This window comes from Psychrobacter sp. MF31 (assembly GCF_012847335.1).
Lineage (GTDB): Bacteria > Pseudomonadota > Gammaproteobacteria > Pseudomonadales > Moraxellaceae > Psychrobacter.
The window spans coordinates 249,991-266,197 of the sequence record NZ_JABBDX010000003.1; the positions used below are offsets into that span (position 1 = coordinate 249,991).

A 16,207-nucleotide genomic window follows, 5' to 3' on the forward strand; every position below is an offset into this window, starting at 1 on the left:
ACTAGTTTTGCTTAAATCATTAAGCTATCGTTAAACCCGCTCAATCACCGTAGCAATACCTTGACCCAAACCAATACACATGGTGGCAAGACCGATTTCGGTATCCATTTGCTCCATCGCGTTCAAAAGCGTGACGGTGATTCGAGCGCCTGAGCAGCCAAGCGGATGACCAAGGGCGATCGCGCCGCCATTAACGTTGATGATGTCTTGTTTGTCGCTTAGCCCCATGGATTTAATCACGGCAAGGCTTTGCGCGGCAAAGGCTTCATTTAATTCAATGGTTTGGATGTCATCCAAGCTCATGCCCGCGCGTTTCAGCGCTTTTTGGGTGGCAGGAACAGGACCGTAGCCCATAATCGCGGCATCACAACCGGCAATCGCCATGCTGCGGATTCGCGCTCGTGGTTTCAGTCCTAACTCTTGCGCTTTTTTGGCACTCATGACGAGCATAGCAGATGCGCCATCAGATAATGCGGATGATGTTGCTGCGGTGACCGTACCATTTTTCGGGTCAAAAGCAGGTCGCAATTTTTGCATTTGCTCAATAGTCGCATCAGGACGGATGACCTCATCAACGGTGCAAAGCTGTAAGCGACCGCTTTCGTCGTGACCTTCAATGCCGACGATTTCATTTTTAAAGCGACCATTGGTGGTGGCATCCCAAGCTCGGCGGTGCGACTCAAGACCAAAGGCATCTTGCTCTTCGCGGCTGATATTGTTCATGCGACCAAGCATCTCGGCAGTCAGCCCCATCATGTTGGAGGCGCGGGCGTAATGCTTTGAGGCTTCAGGGTTCAAATCAATGCCATGCATCATGCCCACGTGACCCATGTGCTCAACGCCGCCGATGATAAAAACTTCACCTTGACCCGTCATGATTTGCGCAGCTGCGGTGTGCAAAGCTTGCATAGAGGAGCCGCAAAGTCGGTTTACCGTTTGACCACCCGACGTTTTTGGGATGTCGGCAAGCAGCCCAATATTGCGACCAATGTTCATGCCCTGCTCAAGCGTTTGGTTGACGCAGCCCCAAATGATATCTTCCACTTCGCGGGTGTCAAAGTCGTTGCGTTTTGTCAGCGCTCGCACCAGTTCCGCCGACATGCTATCTGCGCGAACGTAGCGAAACATGCCGTTTTTTGATTTTCCCATGGCGGTACGAACGCCATCAACGATGACCACATCTTTTGGACTAAGCGTTGTCATAACATTATCCTTTTTAATTTGGTTTGGGCAAAGCATGCGGATTGTTATTGTCTTTTTAATCTTGTCTTTTCAATCCAAGCTTTGCCGCTAAATTTTGAGTTAAAAAAATTTTTATTTAAGGCAAATTAAGCCACTGGATAAAAGGTTTCGCCGTTGGCTGCCATCTCGCGGATTTTTTGCGGCGCTTCATAAGCTTTGCCCAAATGCGCGTATTTTTCGCAAAGCTCGAGGTAGTTTTTGACGCCCATTTGATCGATATAGCGGCAAGGACCCCCACGGAACGGCGGGAATCCCACCCCCATAATCATTGCCATATCGGCTTCGGCAGGCGTTGCGACAATATTGTCTTCAAGGCAGCGAACCGTTTCGTTACAGAACGCTAGCATCATCCGGTCAATGATGGTTTGGTCATCAAACGCTTGTTTATCGCTGTCGGTAGTTGCTTTTAGCAGCTCATAAGTGGCGTCATCGGCAAGTTTGCTTGGCTTACCGCGCTTGTCGGTTTCATATTTATAAAAGCCCACGCCATTTTTTTGACCCAAGCGGTTGTTTTCAAACAGTTCTTGAATCGCGCCTTTATAATCCGGCTTCATTCGGTCAGGATAGCCCTCTGCCATGACTTGTGCGCCATGAACGCCGGTATCAAGACCAACGACGTCAATCAAATACGCAGGTCCCATTGGCCAGCCGAATTTTTCCATAATTTTGTCAACGTGAACAAAGTCCGCGCCTTGTTTGAGCAGCAAATCAAACGCGCCAAAGTACGGGAACAATACGCGGTTCACTAAAAACCCAGGGCAGTCGTTCACGACAACGGGAACTTTACCCATTTTGGTGGCAAGGGCAACGGTAGTGGCAACCGCTTCTTCAGAGGATTTTTCACCGCGAATGACTTCAACGAGTGGCATTTTATGAACGGGGTTAAAAAAGTGCATGCCCACAAAGTTTTCAGGGCGCTGCAAAACTTCGGCTAAATACGTGATGGAAATGGTTGAGGTGTTCGATGCCAAAATGCAGTTGTCTTTCACCAAGCCTTCGACTTCTTTTAACACCGCGTGTTTGACTTTTGGGTTTTCAACGACCGCTTCAATCACAATGTCGGTATCGCCAAAATCGCCATAATTCAGCGTTGGGCGGATGTGGCTAAGCGTTTGCCCCATTTGGGTAGCGTTGATTTTACCGCGGTCAACGAGTTTACCAAGCAGTTTACTGGCTTCGTTCATTCCCAAATCAAGCTGCTCAGCTTTGATGTCTTTCATGATAATCGGCAAGCCTTTGCTCGCCGCTTGATAGGCAATGCCGCCGCCCATGATTCCCGCGCCTAAAACGGCCGCTTCGTTAATGTCATGAGCTTGCTTGCTGTGTTTTTTAGCCAATTTTTTAACCAGTTGGTCATTTAAAAATAAGCCAACCAAGCTTTCGGCTTGTGGGGTTTTCGCGGCTTTGGCAAATCCTGCGGCTTCAACGGCAATGGCTTTATCACGTGGCAGGTTGACGTGCTTTTCCATCGCTTCTATTGCTAAGGCAGGCGCAGGGTATTGTTTTGGATTGGCTTTAGCAAAAATCATGCCTTTAGCACTATTAAATGCCATGGCTTGCTCAAGCGGATTGAGTTTCACTGGATTGATTTTTTCATCGTGGCGCGATTGCCAATCAAGCTCGCCTGAGATGCATTTTTTGACCAAATCAATGGCGGCATCTTGCAAGTCATCATTTGGAACGGTGGCGTCAACCAAGCCAAGCTTTAACGCATCTAGCGGCTTTTTGGGCGTTCCAGTGGCAATGAGTTCAAGCGCGTTATCAATGCCAATCAGTCGCGTGGTGCGAACCGTTCCGCCAAAGCCGGGGAAAATCCCAAGCTGAGTCTCCGGCAGTCCAATGATTGCCTTGTCGCCCATCACGCGGTAATCACAAACAAGGGTCATTTCACAACCGCCGCCAAGCGCTGCGCCATTAATCGCGGCAACTTTTGGAAACGGCAAATCTTCAAAGCGGTTAAAGCTGTCATTGATTGCAATCAGCCAGTTTTTAATATCGTCTTCTGGCTGCTTAAATGAGGCGACAAATTCGGTAATGTCCGCGCCTGCGATAAACACGCTTTTTCCTGAGGTGACAATCAGCCCTTTGACCGCATCACTTTTTTCAAGGGCGCTGACCGCCTCGCTAAATTGCTTATTGGTCTCTTTATCAAACTTATTGACGCTCTCGCCTTGTGCGTCGTAATGCATGTTGGCAATGCCATCCTCCAGCATGCTGACGGTGATGCGGTTTCCTTGATAAATCATGTCCGGCTCCTTGATTTTTAAAATTTTTATAAAAGATAATGTGATTAAATCTTGACCGCTAAGCAACAATTAACGCCAATTACCAAACGGTTTTGCGCAATTAGTGTAGAAGATTGCGCTGCCTGCTGTCATAAGCCAATCCAAACTCATAAGTCATGACTGAATAGTCATTTTCTGAAAAAGTTAATTTGTGGCAAAAAAGCAAAATTTTGCTCAGCAATTATCAAATCATAATCAACGCATAAGTTAAACCGCCAATACGTAACCAAATCCTAAGGCGTATTAATGAGCGCCCAAAATCACCGAGAAACAACCGATTGTCACGCGCCATAAACCAAGCTGAGCCTTGCCGCGCGCTATCATGCTACAATTAACGGTGATAAGTTATGACCTATTTTTAAGCTTTTATTTGTAAGGTTGACCCCTTTATGAGCGCTTTAGCTGCCCCGCGATTTGCCCCGTTCACCTCATTTTTAGACTTTCAACGTCAGCTGCAACTGCAAATTGCGGCGGATTTGGACGCCCTTTTTGCCGCCACTGACTTGCCAAGACCGCTAATTGACGCTTGCCGCTACGTGATGAGCAACCAAGGTAAATTGGTGCGACCGCTTTTAGTTGCCGCCGCTTTTGTCAGCACCAGTCACGAGGACAGCTTTGATGCGCCAACCCTTAGCGCTGACCAAGCAGAGGACAAAAATGATGCTGAAACTGAGCTATTAAACCAAGTCAATGCACAGTTAGAAGTGCAAAGCCACTTTGATATGTGCCGCCGCGCAGCCCTTGCCGTTGAGCTGCTCCACACCTACTCTCTTGTTCATGACGACTTGCCGTGTATGGACGATGACGCATTGCGCCGTGGTCAGCCGACCGCTCATGTCGCGTTTGACGAGGCAACGGCGCTGCTGGCAGGCGATGTGCTGCAAACGCTTGCTTTTGAAGTGTTGACCATTAAGCTGCCCAATTTTGCGCCGTTTAATCCGGTGATAGCGGGCGAGCTTTTAGCCGTTTTTGCCCCGCGAGCGCGGCGAATGGTGGCAGGTCAAATGCTGGATTTAAATGCCGAAGCCAAAGCGAATATCAGCCAAAACGAGCTTGAAGCCATCCATTGCGACAAAACCGGCGCACTTATTGAAGCTGCCATGCTCATGGGCGCGATTTGTGGAAACGCCACCGCCCCTGAACGAATCGCCCTGCAAGATTGCGCTCAACATATCGGGCTTGCCTTTCAAGTCCAAGATGACATTTTGGACGTCACCATGAGCACCGACGCGCTTGGCAAACCTGCCGGAAGCGATGAAAAACTGGACAAATCCACTTACGTAAAACTCATGGGAATTGAGGCGGCAAGCCATTACGCGCAAAGCCTATTTGACCAAGGTCGCCAAGCCATTACCACCACTTTAAAAGACAATCCCAATCATAAAGCGCTGCTTGAACTTATCGATTGGCTTTGGGCGCGGCAAAAATAAGTAGTAAGCTAATTTTGAAAGTAAGTTTTGAAAGCTATTAAAAAAAGAATCATAAAAAACTAACGTGGAATAAGAAAAAACCAAGGATGAGCCATGACCGACAATCAAAATCCCACCGTTTATCTTGGCACGGGCGGCTACAGCGACACCGATTTATTAGGAACGCTGTATCCGACCGGAACGAAAAAAACGGACTTTTTAAAAGAGTACGCCAAGCATTACGGCGCGGTTGAAGTGAACAGCACCTTTTACGCGCCCATCGGTCAAAAAGCCTTTGCTGGAATGATTGACAAAGCGCATAACCAAGCCGGAAGTCAGCTTAAATTTGCCGTAAAACTGCACCAAGATTTCACCCACGCCCGCAAAGGTACAGCAGCGCACGCCGAAGCTTTTTTAAAGGCGCTTTCGCCGCTTGTGGACGCCGATGCCTTAGCGCCGCTACTTTTACAGTTTCCGCACGGCTTTGACCGCAACCAAGCCAACCGCTTGTATCTGAGCGAGCTGGTAAGCTGGTTTTCAGGCTATCCGCTCGCCATTGAGTTTCGTCATAACAGTTGGCACACGCCGCAAGTGGTGGACAGCTTTGTCAAGCAAGGGCTGATTTGGTGCAGTGTGGATTATCCTGACGTATCAGGGCTGCCGCCCTCACGGCTGATTTTCACCAGCCGGACGGGCTATTTGCGGATGCATGGCAACAATCTAAACTGGTGGGATGCCATGAGCGCGAGCGATCGCCACGACTATCGCTACACCGAGGCAGAAATGCAGGACTGGGCGCAAGCGATTGACAATCAGCGGCAGCACTTTGATACGCTTTTCGTGTTTTTTCAAAATACGGTGAACGCGCATTCGTATTATAATATTAAGATGCTCAAAGCAGCGCTTGAGGGGTTAGAATTTAACGTACTTTAGTGCTAGGTTATTGTTGATAGCTATATACATATAGGATAGAAGAACCTATGAAAGTCTTTAAATATAGAGGTGGAAATGACTATATCTTTAAGAGAGATTTAGAATCTATTGAAAATAATACTTTTTGGGCACCAACTAGAGAAGTATTAAATGACCCGTGTGAGGGTTTGGTGTCATCAGAGACTCTTTTAAATCAAATCAACTTAATGAAAAATATCATAGGAAAAAATAATAAAGCAATCAATAACTCTTCTAGCTCCTTTGAACAAGATCTTGAAAGACTTATTAATATGAAAGATTCAGTGGGAATTTACTCCCTTAGCAAAAACTGCACTGATGAACTATTATGGGCACATTATGCAGATAATCATCAAGGCTTTTGTATTGAATATGACTTAGAAACTTTGATTTCTTTTCAACGTAATTATTACTATAAGTTTGATATAGAATATAGCAGTTTTCCACCAAAACTAAATCTTAATGACATAATTAAAAGCGAAGAAAATATTAGATTTATTAGAAAGCTAATTGGTTTTAAGTCTATAAGGTGGGCTTACGAGCAAGAAGTAAGGCTAATTACACCTAAATCTGGGTTACAGGATTATGACTATAGAGCATTAAAGGCTATTTATTTTGGTATAAGAATGCCAAAAGAACGCAAACTAAAAGTAATGAAAAGGCTCTGTGGGAGAGGTATCAAATATTATAATATTAAATTTAAAAATAATTCTTATAAATTTACTTTTGAACCAATTGAAGACTCATACCCAACAGATAAAAAATATATGTATTCGATAGCGCCTATAGATGAATATGCAATTGACCCGCATAATTTAGATAAAAAATGGGTCAAATTTTCTTCATATCTTTATAAAATGGCTGAAATTACGAGACGCGAACCATACTGTAATATTGTTAGACATGTTGACGTGAGCGTCAATAAGAGTAAGCTGGGTAAACCAGTATTTTTTGGTCAATACGAAATATCTAATTTTAGATATGAAAATTTATATCTTACACTAGAAGAAATTGATGAAAGATACTCGCATATTCATGACTTAGATGTTAATTTCGAAAATACATAACAACTGCTTATAAAGATTTTAAATATTTAATGTACTAGATAAAGTATTGATATCAATCAAAACCAAAAAAAAGACGCCTCTCAGCGTCTTTTTTAAATCAATGACAAAGCTTAAAGATTACTCTTCAACGCCTGCGTCTTGACCTTTGTATTTTGCGTTCGCGTAGTCCCAGTTCACAAGCTTATCAAGGAACGTGTCCACATAGTCAGGGCGACGGTTGCGATAGTCGATATAGTATGCGTGTTCCCAAACGTCACAAGTCAATACGGCAACTTTACCATGCGCCATTGGGGTGTCAGCGTTAGCAGTTTTCATGATAGACAATTTGCCGCCTTCAGTGTCAGCCGCAAGCCAAGCCCAACCTGAACCAAACTGAGAAACCGCTGCGGTTTTGAACTCATCGCGGAATTTGTCGTAGCTGCCAAAGGCTTCTTCGATTTTGCCTTTTAAGTCGCCTGTAGGCTCGCCGCCGCCGTTGTTTGGCGTCATGCAGTTCCAATAAAACGTGTGGTTCCAAACTTGAGCGGCTTGGTTAAAGATGTTTTGGGTGCTGTCATCTTTTGCGGTAGCTTTGATGATTTCAGGCAACGTTTTGCCTTCAAGACCTGATCCTGGAAGCAATTCGTTCAATTTGTTCACATAAGCAGCGTGGTGCTTGTCGTGATGATATTCAAGCGTCTCAGCGCTGATGTTTGGCTCTAAAGCGTCCTTGGCGTAAGGCAAATCTGGCAGTTTAATCTGTGACATATTATTATATCCTTTGCTGGTTTAGCCGATTGAATTGCAAAGTGCAATCCTCACCGCAGCAACCTTTTTATGACCGTAGTGCATCAAAATTTGCTGGGCTAAAGTGGCTGGGGTTTTGAGAAATAGCGGGTGATCATCCCGTAGCGATTTTGGTCATCCGTTGAAGTTAACGATATTTAACTTTTTATTGATAACCAATAAGCACTCGTTCACTATAAGCTTGCAGCATATTATAGCAAATACTCCCCTATCATATCCGTTACGGTATGTTATAGCCAGTATTTATGACGAAAATCCGATTTTTTACCCCCTTATTTTTGACCCCAATTATTTTGAGATAAGTTATGAGTTTAATCACCAGCGAAAAGCATCGTATTCAAAAAGCCCACCCTGATACCACGCAATGGGTGCTTGCCAGCAACAATAACGGCAAGTTAAAGGAGTTTCAGCGCTTATTTGCAGCAGCCAACCTAAACGTTGAGATCATCCCGCAAGGCAAGCTTGGCATTAGTGATGCCATCGAGGACGGACTAAGCTTTGTTGAAAATGCCATTATCAAAGCCCGTCACGCCAGCCGTGAAAGTGGACTTCCCGCCATTGCCGACGACTCGGGGCTTTGCGTTCCCGTATTAGGAAATGCACCGGGGATTTATTCGGCGCGATTTGCAGGCGAGCACGGTAATGACGCCAAAAACAACGCCAAATTGCTTGATGAGCTTGCCCCACTTCGCAAGCAAACTGATACCCCTATTAAAGGTATGTTTGTTTGCGTATTAGCCATGGTTCAACACGCCGACGATCCACTACCGATTATCGCCGAAGGGCTTTGGCAGGGGGAAATTTTGGATGCGCCTTTTGGCAAGGGCGGCTTTGGTTATGACCCACTGTTTTGGTTGCCAGGCTTACAGCAAAGCGCGGCAAGCCTTAGCATGGCGGACAAAAACCAAATCAGCCATCGCGGTCAAGCGATTGCACGATTGCTTGAGCAACTAAATTCGCGAGTTTAAGCGCTTCCTTTTAAGCATCAGCCTACGCGCAATTTTGCAGGGATTAGTTTTTACTTTGATTAGTAGATAGATTATACTGACCTACTTTTAAATTTTTATTACGATACGGGTTTTCTTACCCCAAATTTACCATCCCAAAACTGGCATCCGCGAATGCCAACCATTGATATGAAAGGTGCAACCAACATGGCAACAGATTTACAAGTGACGACCAACAAGCTGAATAATAAAGAAACTCAGCTGACCGTTAAAGTCCCTGTCGAAAAAATCCAAAAACAAGTGGAAAGCCGCATCAGCCAAGTGGCAAAAACGGCAAAAATCGACGGTTTTCGTAAAGGCAAAGTGCCCATGTCGCACATCCGCGCTCAATATGGCGCTGGCATCCAGCAAGAAGTCATTAATGACGTGATCCGCGACACCGTTTTTGAAGCCATCAAAGAAGAAGACATCCGCGCCGTTGGCATGCCAAATATCGATGATGTGAAACTTGAAGACGACTTTTTGGTGTATCAAGCCACCGTTGAAATCTTCCCAGAAATCGACGTTCAAGGCGTCAGCGACATCGAAGTTGAGCGTCAAAGCGCTAAGGTGAGCGACGAAGACGTGGACACCATGATTGAAAATCTTCAAAAGCAGCGTCAAGAGTTTGCTGAAAAAGACGGCGCGGCGGATGAAGGCGACCAAGTCATTTTTGACTTTGAAGGCTCAATCGACGGCGAAAAATTTGAAGGCGGCAGCGCGGAAGACTTCAAACTTGTCCTTGGTAGCAATCAGATGATCCCAGGATTTGAAGATGGCATCAAAGGCATGAAAGCCGGCGATGAAAAAACCATCGATGTGACCTTCCCTGAAGATTACCAAGCAGAAAACTTAGCGGGCAAACAAGCGCAATTTAAAATCAACGTGAAAAAAGTTGAAGCCTCAAAATTGCCAGAAATCAACGATGAGTTTTTAGAACTGTTTGGCGTAAAAGAGGGCGGCGTTGACAAACTCAAAGCCGACGTTCGCAAAAACATGGAACGCGAAATCAAAAACGCTGCTCGCAACCAAGTTAAGCAAGCCGCATTTGACGCATTGCTTGAAAAAAATGAATTTGATGTTCCAAGCGCGATGCTTGAGCAAGAAATCGACCGTCAACGCAACATGATGATGCAGCGTTTTGCCCAGCAATTTGGTGCTGCTGCCGACAGCTTTAACAAAGACATGCTACCAAACGAGCTGTTTGAAGATCAAGCCCTTCGCGCCGCTCGCCTTGGCATTATTGTCGCGCGCCTTATCGATACCAACAACTTTGAAGTGGATCAAGACCGCGTTGAAGCCTTCATCAAAGAAGCCGCTGAAAACTACGAAGACCCAGAAGAAGTCATCGAATATTACACCAATGACAAGCAGCAACGCGCGAACATTGAGTCAGTCGTATTAGAAGACCAAGTGGTTGATTATTTGATTGCTCAAGGCAAAGTCACTGACAAAGAAGTCAGCTACCAAGACCTGCTTGCCGCTCAACAGCAAGCCATGTAATCAAAGCTGGTTTTAAAAAATGCCCTAACAACTCGTTGGGGCATTTTTCTTGAGGCAGTTAAAAATAAGGTCGGCGCTTGGCGAAAATTGTAGCGAAATTGCTAATTTTGCCGCTCAATTACGCTTGAAGTCTTGATAATTCATACCAAACGCCTTATTAATAGGGCACTTAATTTTTATTTTGGCGCGTTATTCTACAATTTTTATTATTCTCAGTTTTATCTGATTTTTTAGGATATTTTTATGACCGATTATGATCGCATCACGGCAAATCCGCATTTTGAGACTGTTCTTAGTGCCCTTCCTACCAAAAATGCGTTAGTTCCGATGGTGGTTGAGCAGTCCTCACGCGGCGAGCGCTCGTTTGATATTTTCTCACGCCTTCTTCGCGAGCGTGTCATCTTTTTGACCGGCGAAGTTGAAGACAACATGGCAAATTTAATTGTCGCGCAATTATTATTTTTGGAAGCTGAAAACCCTGACAAAGACATTCATTTGTACATCAACTCCCCTGGCGGCGTGGTGACAGCGGGCATGGCAATTTACGACACCATGAACTTTATCAAGCCTGACGTGTCGACCATTTGCTTAGGTCAAGCCGCCTCAATGGGGTCGTTTTTGTTATCGGCAGGCGCAAAAGGCAAGCGTTATGCCCTTGCCAACTCACGCGTGATGATTCACCAGCCGTTAGGCGGCTTTCGCGGTCAAGCGTCCGATATCGAAATTCACGCCCGCGAAATTATTGAATTAAAAGCTAAGCTGAACCGCTTGCTTGCTGAGCATACTGGTCAACCCATTGAGCGCTTAGAAAAAGATACCGACCGCGACAACTTTATGAGTGCTGCTGCCGCTAAGGCTTATGGTCTGGTTGATGAAGTGCTTGAGCGCCGACCTGAAGGGTTGTAATCCTTTAACCCTAGCGATGCTAAATTTAATCGCGATTAAAAACCCTAAAACAGAGCATCAAAGTTTGGTAATGTCCTGCTTTGATGCGCCTTATTGACCACCCATTAAGCGTAAACCCTGCGTGAATATTTAGGAGCGCCTTTTATGGCCGATGACAACAATCCCCACTGCTCGTTTTGCGGCAAGGCCAAAAATGAGGTCAAACAATTAATTGCCGCAGATGACGCCAATATCTGTAACGAATGTATCGAGCTTTGCACCGATTTGATCGCTGACAGCGACCGCGATGGCGATATTCTTGATGACGATCTCGACACCTCTTGGGTCAATAAAAAACTGCCGACGCCAAAAGAGCTTCGCGCCCATTTGGATGACTACGTGATCGGTCAAGATGCCGCCAAAAAAGCGCTTGCCGTTGCCGTTTATAACCATTATAAGCGCTTAAAAGTCAGCCAAACGCTTGCTCAAGACAGCAAAAAAGCCAAAATCGGCGCGGATGACGCCATGGTTGAATTGGCAAAAAGTAATATCTTGCTGATTGGTCCGACAGGGTCAGGAAAAACGCTATTGGCGCAAACCCTTGCCCGACTTTTAGATGTGCCGTTTGCCATGGCAGATGCGACAACGCTCACCGAAGCCGGTTACGTGGGCGAAGACGTTGAAAACATCGTCCAAAAGCTCTTGCAAGCATCTGATTATGACGTGAGTCGTGCCGAGCAAGGCATCATTTATATTGATGAAATCGATAAAATCAGCAAAAAAGGCGACAATCCCTCGATTACCCGTGACGTATCAGGCGAAGGCGTTCAGCAAGCATTGCTAAAACTCATCGAAGGTACGGTTGCTGCCATTCCGCCACACGGCGGTCGCAAGCACCCGCAGCAAGAGTTGATTCAGGTGGATACCAGCAATATCTTGATCATCGTTGGTGGCGCATTTGCAGGACTGGATAAAATCATTCAGCAGCGCACCGAAAAAACGGGAATCGGCTTTAACGCTGCCGTCAGCTCAAAAGACGACAGCCGCAAAAGCTCGGACTTATTTAAAGAAGTTGAGCCGGAAGACTTAATCAAATTTGGCTTAATTCCTGAGCTGATCGGTCGATTGCCAGTGATTGCCGCTTTAGAAGAACTTGATGAAGCGGCGCTGATGCAGATTTTAACCGAGCCAAAAAACGCGTTGGTCAAACAATACCGCTACTTGTTTGAGATGGAAGGCGCAGCGATTGACTTCACTGAAGATGCGCTCAAAGCCATTGCTAAACGTGCCATGGCACGAAAAACCGGCGCTCGTGGACTTCGCTCCATCGTTGAAAATGCCCTGCTTGAAACCATGTATGAGCTGCCCTCTATGGAAGGCATCACTACAGTGACGGTTGATGAAGCAGTCATCAACGATGGCAAAACGCCTAAAATTGCCTAATAATTGTGTTACAATTCTAAATTGAGCGTTTGAATTACTAATCTCTTAAACGCTCACCTACAGTTTTTTAATTCGCTAGCGCCTTATGATTCGCATTCGGGGCGCTCGGCGTTTATTTTTTTTAATTACTGGCATGACTTTTTTTCTCTTAAAAAAAAGTTAGGGTACTTATCCCTTTAGTTTTTCGTTACGTGAATTAATACTTCATGGCAGATTTACAACAGTTTGCCAGTTTTGGGTTGCTATAATTTAACGAAAAGAGCGTTTTAGGCACTTATTAAGCAATTAAAAGTAAAAAAACTGCTCAATTTTGAAGATAGCTATAAAAATTGAACGACTATAAGTTTTAATTACCTAACTTATGATTTTTGAGATTGAATGATTTTTTTATTTTAGCCGCTGATGTGTTTGAAAGTTTATTAGAGGTTTAAAAGTTAGATTTGCGCACAATGCCACTAAATTATCATAATACTTTGTTTTTTACATATTATTTTTCATTATAAGGATATGCTTATGAAAACTTTTTTATCAGCCAAACCGGCACTTAGCGTTGCGGTGTTGGTGGCACTAAGCGCTGCTGGGATGGCAGGCTGTAGCAGCGATAAGGGCGTCAAAGCTACTGATCGGGTAGCAGAAGCTGAAGCCATCGCTCGAGTTCAAGATTTAGAAGCGCGAGCGGAGCAATTAGAAGGCAATGCCCCTGCTGCCGGAAGCACGCCCGCAGCCGCTCCTGCAACTGCGGGTGCAGCGACTACTGCGACGGTAAAAATGCCAGATGAATCTACCATCCCTGATGATGAAACCGGTGAGGCAATTCGCCGCGGGATGCAGATTGTCAATCATACTTATAAAGAAATGCCGAACAACGTTGGCAACCAGCTGAACTGTACCAGCTGTCACTTAGGAAATGGCTCGGAAGCTTATGCGTCGCCTTGGAACGGCTTGTCTAGTATTTATCCCATCTATCGCTCGCGCGCTGGTCGCGTCAACTCTTTGCAAGAGCGGATTAACGGTTGTTTTCAGCGTTCCATGAATGGCAAGCCGCTTGATTTGGCATCCGATGATATGAATGCGATCGTCGCTTATATGAACTGGCTGTCGCAAGGCATCCCAATGGGCGTCTCTCCTGAAGGTCGCGGTTTTGCAAAAATTGACAAAACGCTTGAGCCAAACGCGGACAATGGCAAAAAGCTATTTGCTGAAAAATGCTCGACCTGTCACGGCGAAAATGGCGAAGGTCAATATAATGACGATGGCACTTACGTTTATCCTGCGGTTGCCGGCGACAAATCCTTTAACGATGGCGCGGGAATGGCGCGAACCTATACGGCAGCTGCCTTTATTAAAGGTAAAATGCCCTTTGGTCAAGGCAATTCGCTCAGTGACCAAGAAGCGGTGGATATTGCTCAGTACTTTACCCACTTACCAAGACCAGTCAAAGCCAATAAAGACAAAGACTGGCCAAACGGTGATGCGCCAAAAGATGCCCGTAAATAATTTGTCAGCTTTAAAAAAATCCCAGCATGGACTGGGATTTTTTTGGACAATTTGAAACGTGAACAGATTAAAATAAGCTAAGGCAATTTCATATCGCCATCAACAATCAGCCCCATCCGGCGCATCATAAACGCCACCCCCCAAGCAATGATTGCTGGCAAAACAAACATCAGCAAAATAATCGCGGACCAAAGCTGCAAAGGACTCATGATGTCTTTTGAGGCGTCAATCACCCCAAAGACCCCGACCAATCCTGCTGTTCCCATGCCAGCGCCCGTTGCCGTACAAGCCAATTGAAAGCCAACCGTGGCAATAGGTCCTACAATGGCGCTGGCTATTACCGCGGGCAGTAAAATGATCGGCTTTTTAAACACGTTGGGGATTTGCAGCATGCTCGTTCCCAAACCTTGCGAGATGACGCCACTAACCCCATTGTCTTTAAAACTTGCCGCCGCAAAGCCGACCATGTGAGCGGCGCAGCCAACCACTGCTGCCCCACCTGCCAAACCGCTAAGACCGATGGCAATGCAAATTGCCGCGCTTGAGGTCGGCAACGTTAACAACAGCCCAACCACCACCGCAATAACCACTCCCATAAGTAGCGGCTGCAACGCCGTTGCTGCTTGAATCCCATGACCGATCGCATCAATAGCCGCAACGACGGGCGGATTTAAAACGGCACAAACGCCAAGCGCTACCACGCAAACGGTTAGTGGAATCAGTAAAATATCCAGTTTGGTTTTTCCTGCCACCAAAGTTCCGGCGCGATAAGCAAAAACTGCCGCCAAATATGCGCCAATAGGATTTCCTGGAACCGCAGCAAACGTTGTCACGCCTGAATCTTGAGTCATAAATAGCGATCCTGCCAACAGCGCTTCAGAATGAGCGCCGAGCATTCCTGCCACTAGCCCACTTAAAATCACAAGCGTCGGCGCTTTTAAATAATACGCAATCCCCGCGCCAATCCCTGCGCCCATCAAGACCGATGCCAGCTTGCCGACCGCAATTAAGATAGGCAACCCAAGCCAGCTGCCAATTTGCGAGATGATCAATCCGGCAATCAAGGTGACAAACAGCCCAAGCGCCATTCCGGTAAAGGCATCGATCAAGTATTTTTGAAAAAAGGCTTTTGGGCTAAAGTAAGTTGGTGCTTTGGCAAGTTGACTCATGATGTCCGCTCACAAAAAGGAAGGTGAAATGAAGTGACAGTGATCAAATTAAAACAAGTATTCAGCGGGCAATTTTTAAACTTATGACGTTATGTTAAAAAAGCGCCATAAATGACGCTTTTAAATTAACTATCCATCATCAGCGGCGCTGCTCGACAATAATAGAATCAATGCCATTATTTTGTAGTCGCTGCTGAGCGCCTGAAACTGCTTTTCGATTGTCCATGGGTCGTGAAATCACTTGGTAAATAGGAGCGCCATTTGCGGTATTATTTTTTACCACTTTGGCATCAACACCTGCCATCAATACCTGAGCGCGGCGGCGATCGGCTTCATCGGCACTGCCAAAGCTGTTAATTTGCAGGATATACGTCGTTGCAGGAGCGCTTCGTTGAACGCTTGCGCTGGTGCTTCGGTTTTGGTTTTGCGCGGTTGGCGATGCGTCTTGGCTGCCCGTATTGCTTGAGTTACTTGAGTTAGGAGTACTCTCATAAGTGCTATTTTCTTCGATGATGACAATATCATCATTCCCACTTACCGCTGAATCATTAGGGTGATTGCTGTCATCCGAGCCGCTTTGATTGTCTGAGTTGGCGCCATCATTGCTGGCAGTATCAGATTTTGGCTGAACGACCACCACATCTGGTTCAAACGCAGTGTTGGCTGGCGTTTGGCTTGGCTCTAAAATATTTTCATCAGGAATGGTTGCCATCTCTTGATTGGGCAAAATGTCATAAAACTCGTAATCGTCCTCATTGGCGTTGGTATTGACGCGCGGCTGAACTTGCCGATCCGATTCCGTTGAGGTTTTGGCAGGGGTAAAATCAAACAGTGGCGATAAATATAAAAATACCCCAATCATTAAGGTTAAAACCGCACCAACAAACATCCATAACAATCCTGATGCGCTACTTGATTGGCGTTTTGCCGTGGCACCTTTAGGTTTTTTGGCTAACATGGATGGCAGTCTCCTTAGCAAAGTCA

The 16,207-nt window shown here is 45.8% G+C and carries 13 protein-coding genes; 8 read left to right on the forward strand and 5 right to left on the reverse strand.

The window, feature by feature from the left end; translation table 11 throughout:
• Positions 1-30 precede the first annotated feature (30 nt).
• Positions 31-1,203, reverse strand: a complete 1,173-nt coding sequence (gene fadA / locus HF322_RS06135) for an acetyl-CoA C-acyltransferase FadA (RefSeq protein ID WP_169392519.1) — start codon at positions 1,201-1,203, stop codon at positions 31-33.
• Positions 1,204-1,328: 125 nt separating this feature from the next.
• A complete protein-coding gene (gene fadB / locus HF322_RS06140) occupies positions 1,329-3,488 on the reverse strand; it encodes a fatty acid oxidation complex subunit alpha FadB (protein ID WP_169392520.1) in 2,160 nt (719 codons plus the stop codon).
• 428 nt (positions 3,489-3,916) lie between these two features.
• Here fadB and HF322_RS06145 point away from each other — a divergent pair, with 428 nt between their 5' ends.
• The 3 genes from HF322_RS06145 to HF322_RS06155 all read left to right on the forward strand — a co-directional run bounded on the left by HF322_RS06145 (position 3,917) and on the right by HF322_RS06155 (position 6,954).
• Positions 3,917-4,957 carry a polyprenyl synthetase family protein gene (locus HF322_RS06145; RefSeq protein ID WP_169392521.1) on the forward strand — a complete coding sequence of 347 codons (1,041 nt, stop codon included), beginning with the start codon at positions 3,917-3,919 and terminating at the stop codon, positions 4,955-4,957.
• A 93-nt stretch (positions 4,958-5,050) separates the two neighbouring features.
• Positions 5,051-5,869, forward strand: a complete 819-nt coding sequence (locus tag HF322_RS06150; protein WP_169392522.1) for a DUF72 domain-containing protein — start codon at positions 5,051-5,053, stop codon at positions 5,867-5,869.
• A 47-nt stretch (positions 5,870-5,916) separates the two neighbouring features.
• Positions 5,917-6,954: a DUF2971 domain-containing protein gene (locus HF322_RS06155; protein WP_169392523.1), complete on the forward strand. Its 1,038-nt coding sequence runs from the start codon at positions 5,917-5,919 to the stop codon at positions 6,952-6,954.
• Between the two features lie 117 nt (positions 6,955-7,071).
• Here the strand turns inward: HF322_RS06155 and HF322_RS06160 are convergent, their stop codons facing one another.
• The gene (locus HF322_RS06160; RefSeq protein WP_169392524.1) at positions 7,072-7,701 is read right to left on the reverse strand and encodes a superoxide dismutase; all 630 of its coding nucleotides are present in this window, start codon (positions 7,699-7,701) and stop codon (positions 7,072-7,074) included.
• A gap of 344 nt (positions 7,702-8,045) precedes the next feature.
• Between HF322_RS06160 and rdgB the strand changes: the two genes are divergently transcribed.
• The 5 genes from rdgB (at position 8,046) to HF322_RS06185 (ending at position 14,054) form a co-directional block, all read left to right on the forward strand.
• Positions 8,046-8,708 (forward strand): RdgB/HAM1 family non-canonical purine NTP pyrophosphatase, encoded by a 663-nt coding sequence (gene rdgB / locus HF322_RS06165; protein WP_169392525.1) that lies wholly within the window; start codon positions 8,046-8,048, stop codon positions 8,706-8,708.
• 186 nt (positions 8,709-8,894) lie between these two features.
• A complete protein-coding gene (gene tig, locus HF322_RS06170) occupies positions 8,895-10,229 on the forward strand; it encodes a trigger factor (protein ID WP_169392526.1) in 1,335 nt (444 codons plus the stop codon).
• 243 nt (positions 10,230-10,472) lie between these two features.
• Positions 10,473-11,135: an ATP-dependent Clp endopeptidase proteolytic subunit ClpP gene (gene clpP, locus HF322_RS06175; protein WP_169392527.1), complete on the forward strand. Its 663-nt coding sequence runs from the start codon at positions 10,473-10,475 to the stop codon at positions 11,133-11,135.
• 144 nt (positions 11,136-11,279) lie between these two features.
• On the forward strand, positions 11,280-12,557 hold the full coding sequence (gene clpX, locus HF322_RS06180) for an ATP-dependent protease ATP-binding subunit ClpX (protein WP_169392528.1): 1,278 nt from the start codon (positions 11,280-11,282) through the stop codon (positions 12,555-12,557).
• Between the two features lie 513 nt (positions 12,558-13,070).
• The gene (locus tag HF322_RS06185) at positions 13,071-14,054 is read left to right on the forward strand and encodes a c-type cytochrome (protein ID WP_169392529.1); all 984 of its coding nucleotides are present in this window, start codon (positions 13,071-13,073) and stop codon (positions 14,052-14,054) included.
• Between the two features lie 77 nt (positions 14,055-14,131).
• Here the strand turns inward: HF322_RS06185 and HF322_RS06190 are convergent, their stop codons facing one another.
• Together HF322_RS06190 and HF322_RS06195 are read right to left on the reverse strand one after the other, a co-directional pair.
• Positions 14,132-15,223, reverse strand: coding sequence for a PTS transporter subunit IIC (locus HF322_RS06190; protein WP_169392530.1), 1,092 nt, complete (start codon positions 15,221-15,223; stop codon positions 14,132-14,134).
• 139 nt (positions 15,224-15,362) lie between these two features.
• Positions 15,363-16,181 carry an SPOR domain-containing protein gene (locus tag HF322_RS06195; protein ID WP_169392531.1) on the reverse strand — a complete coding sequence of 273 codons (819 nt, stop codon included), beginning with the start codon at positions 16,179-16,181 and terminating at the stop codon, positions 15,363-15,365.
• Positions 16,182-16,207 lie beyond the last annotated feature (26 nt).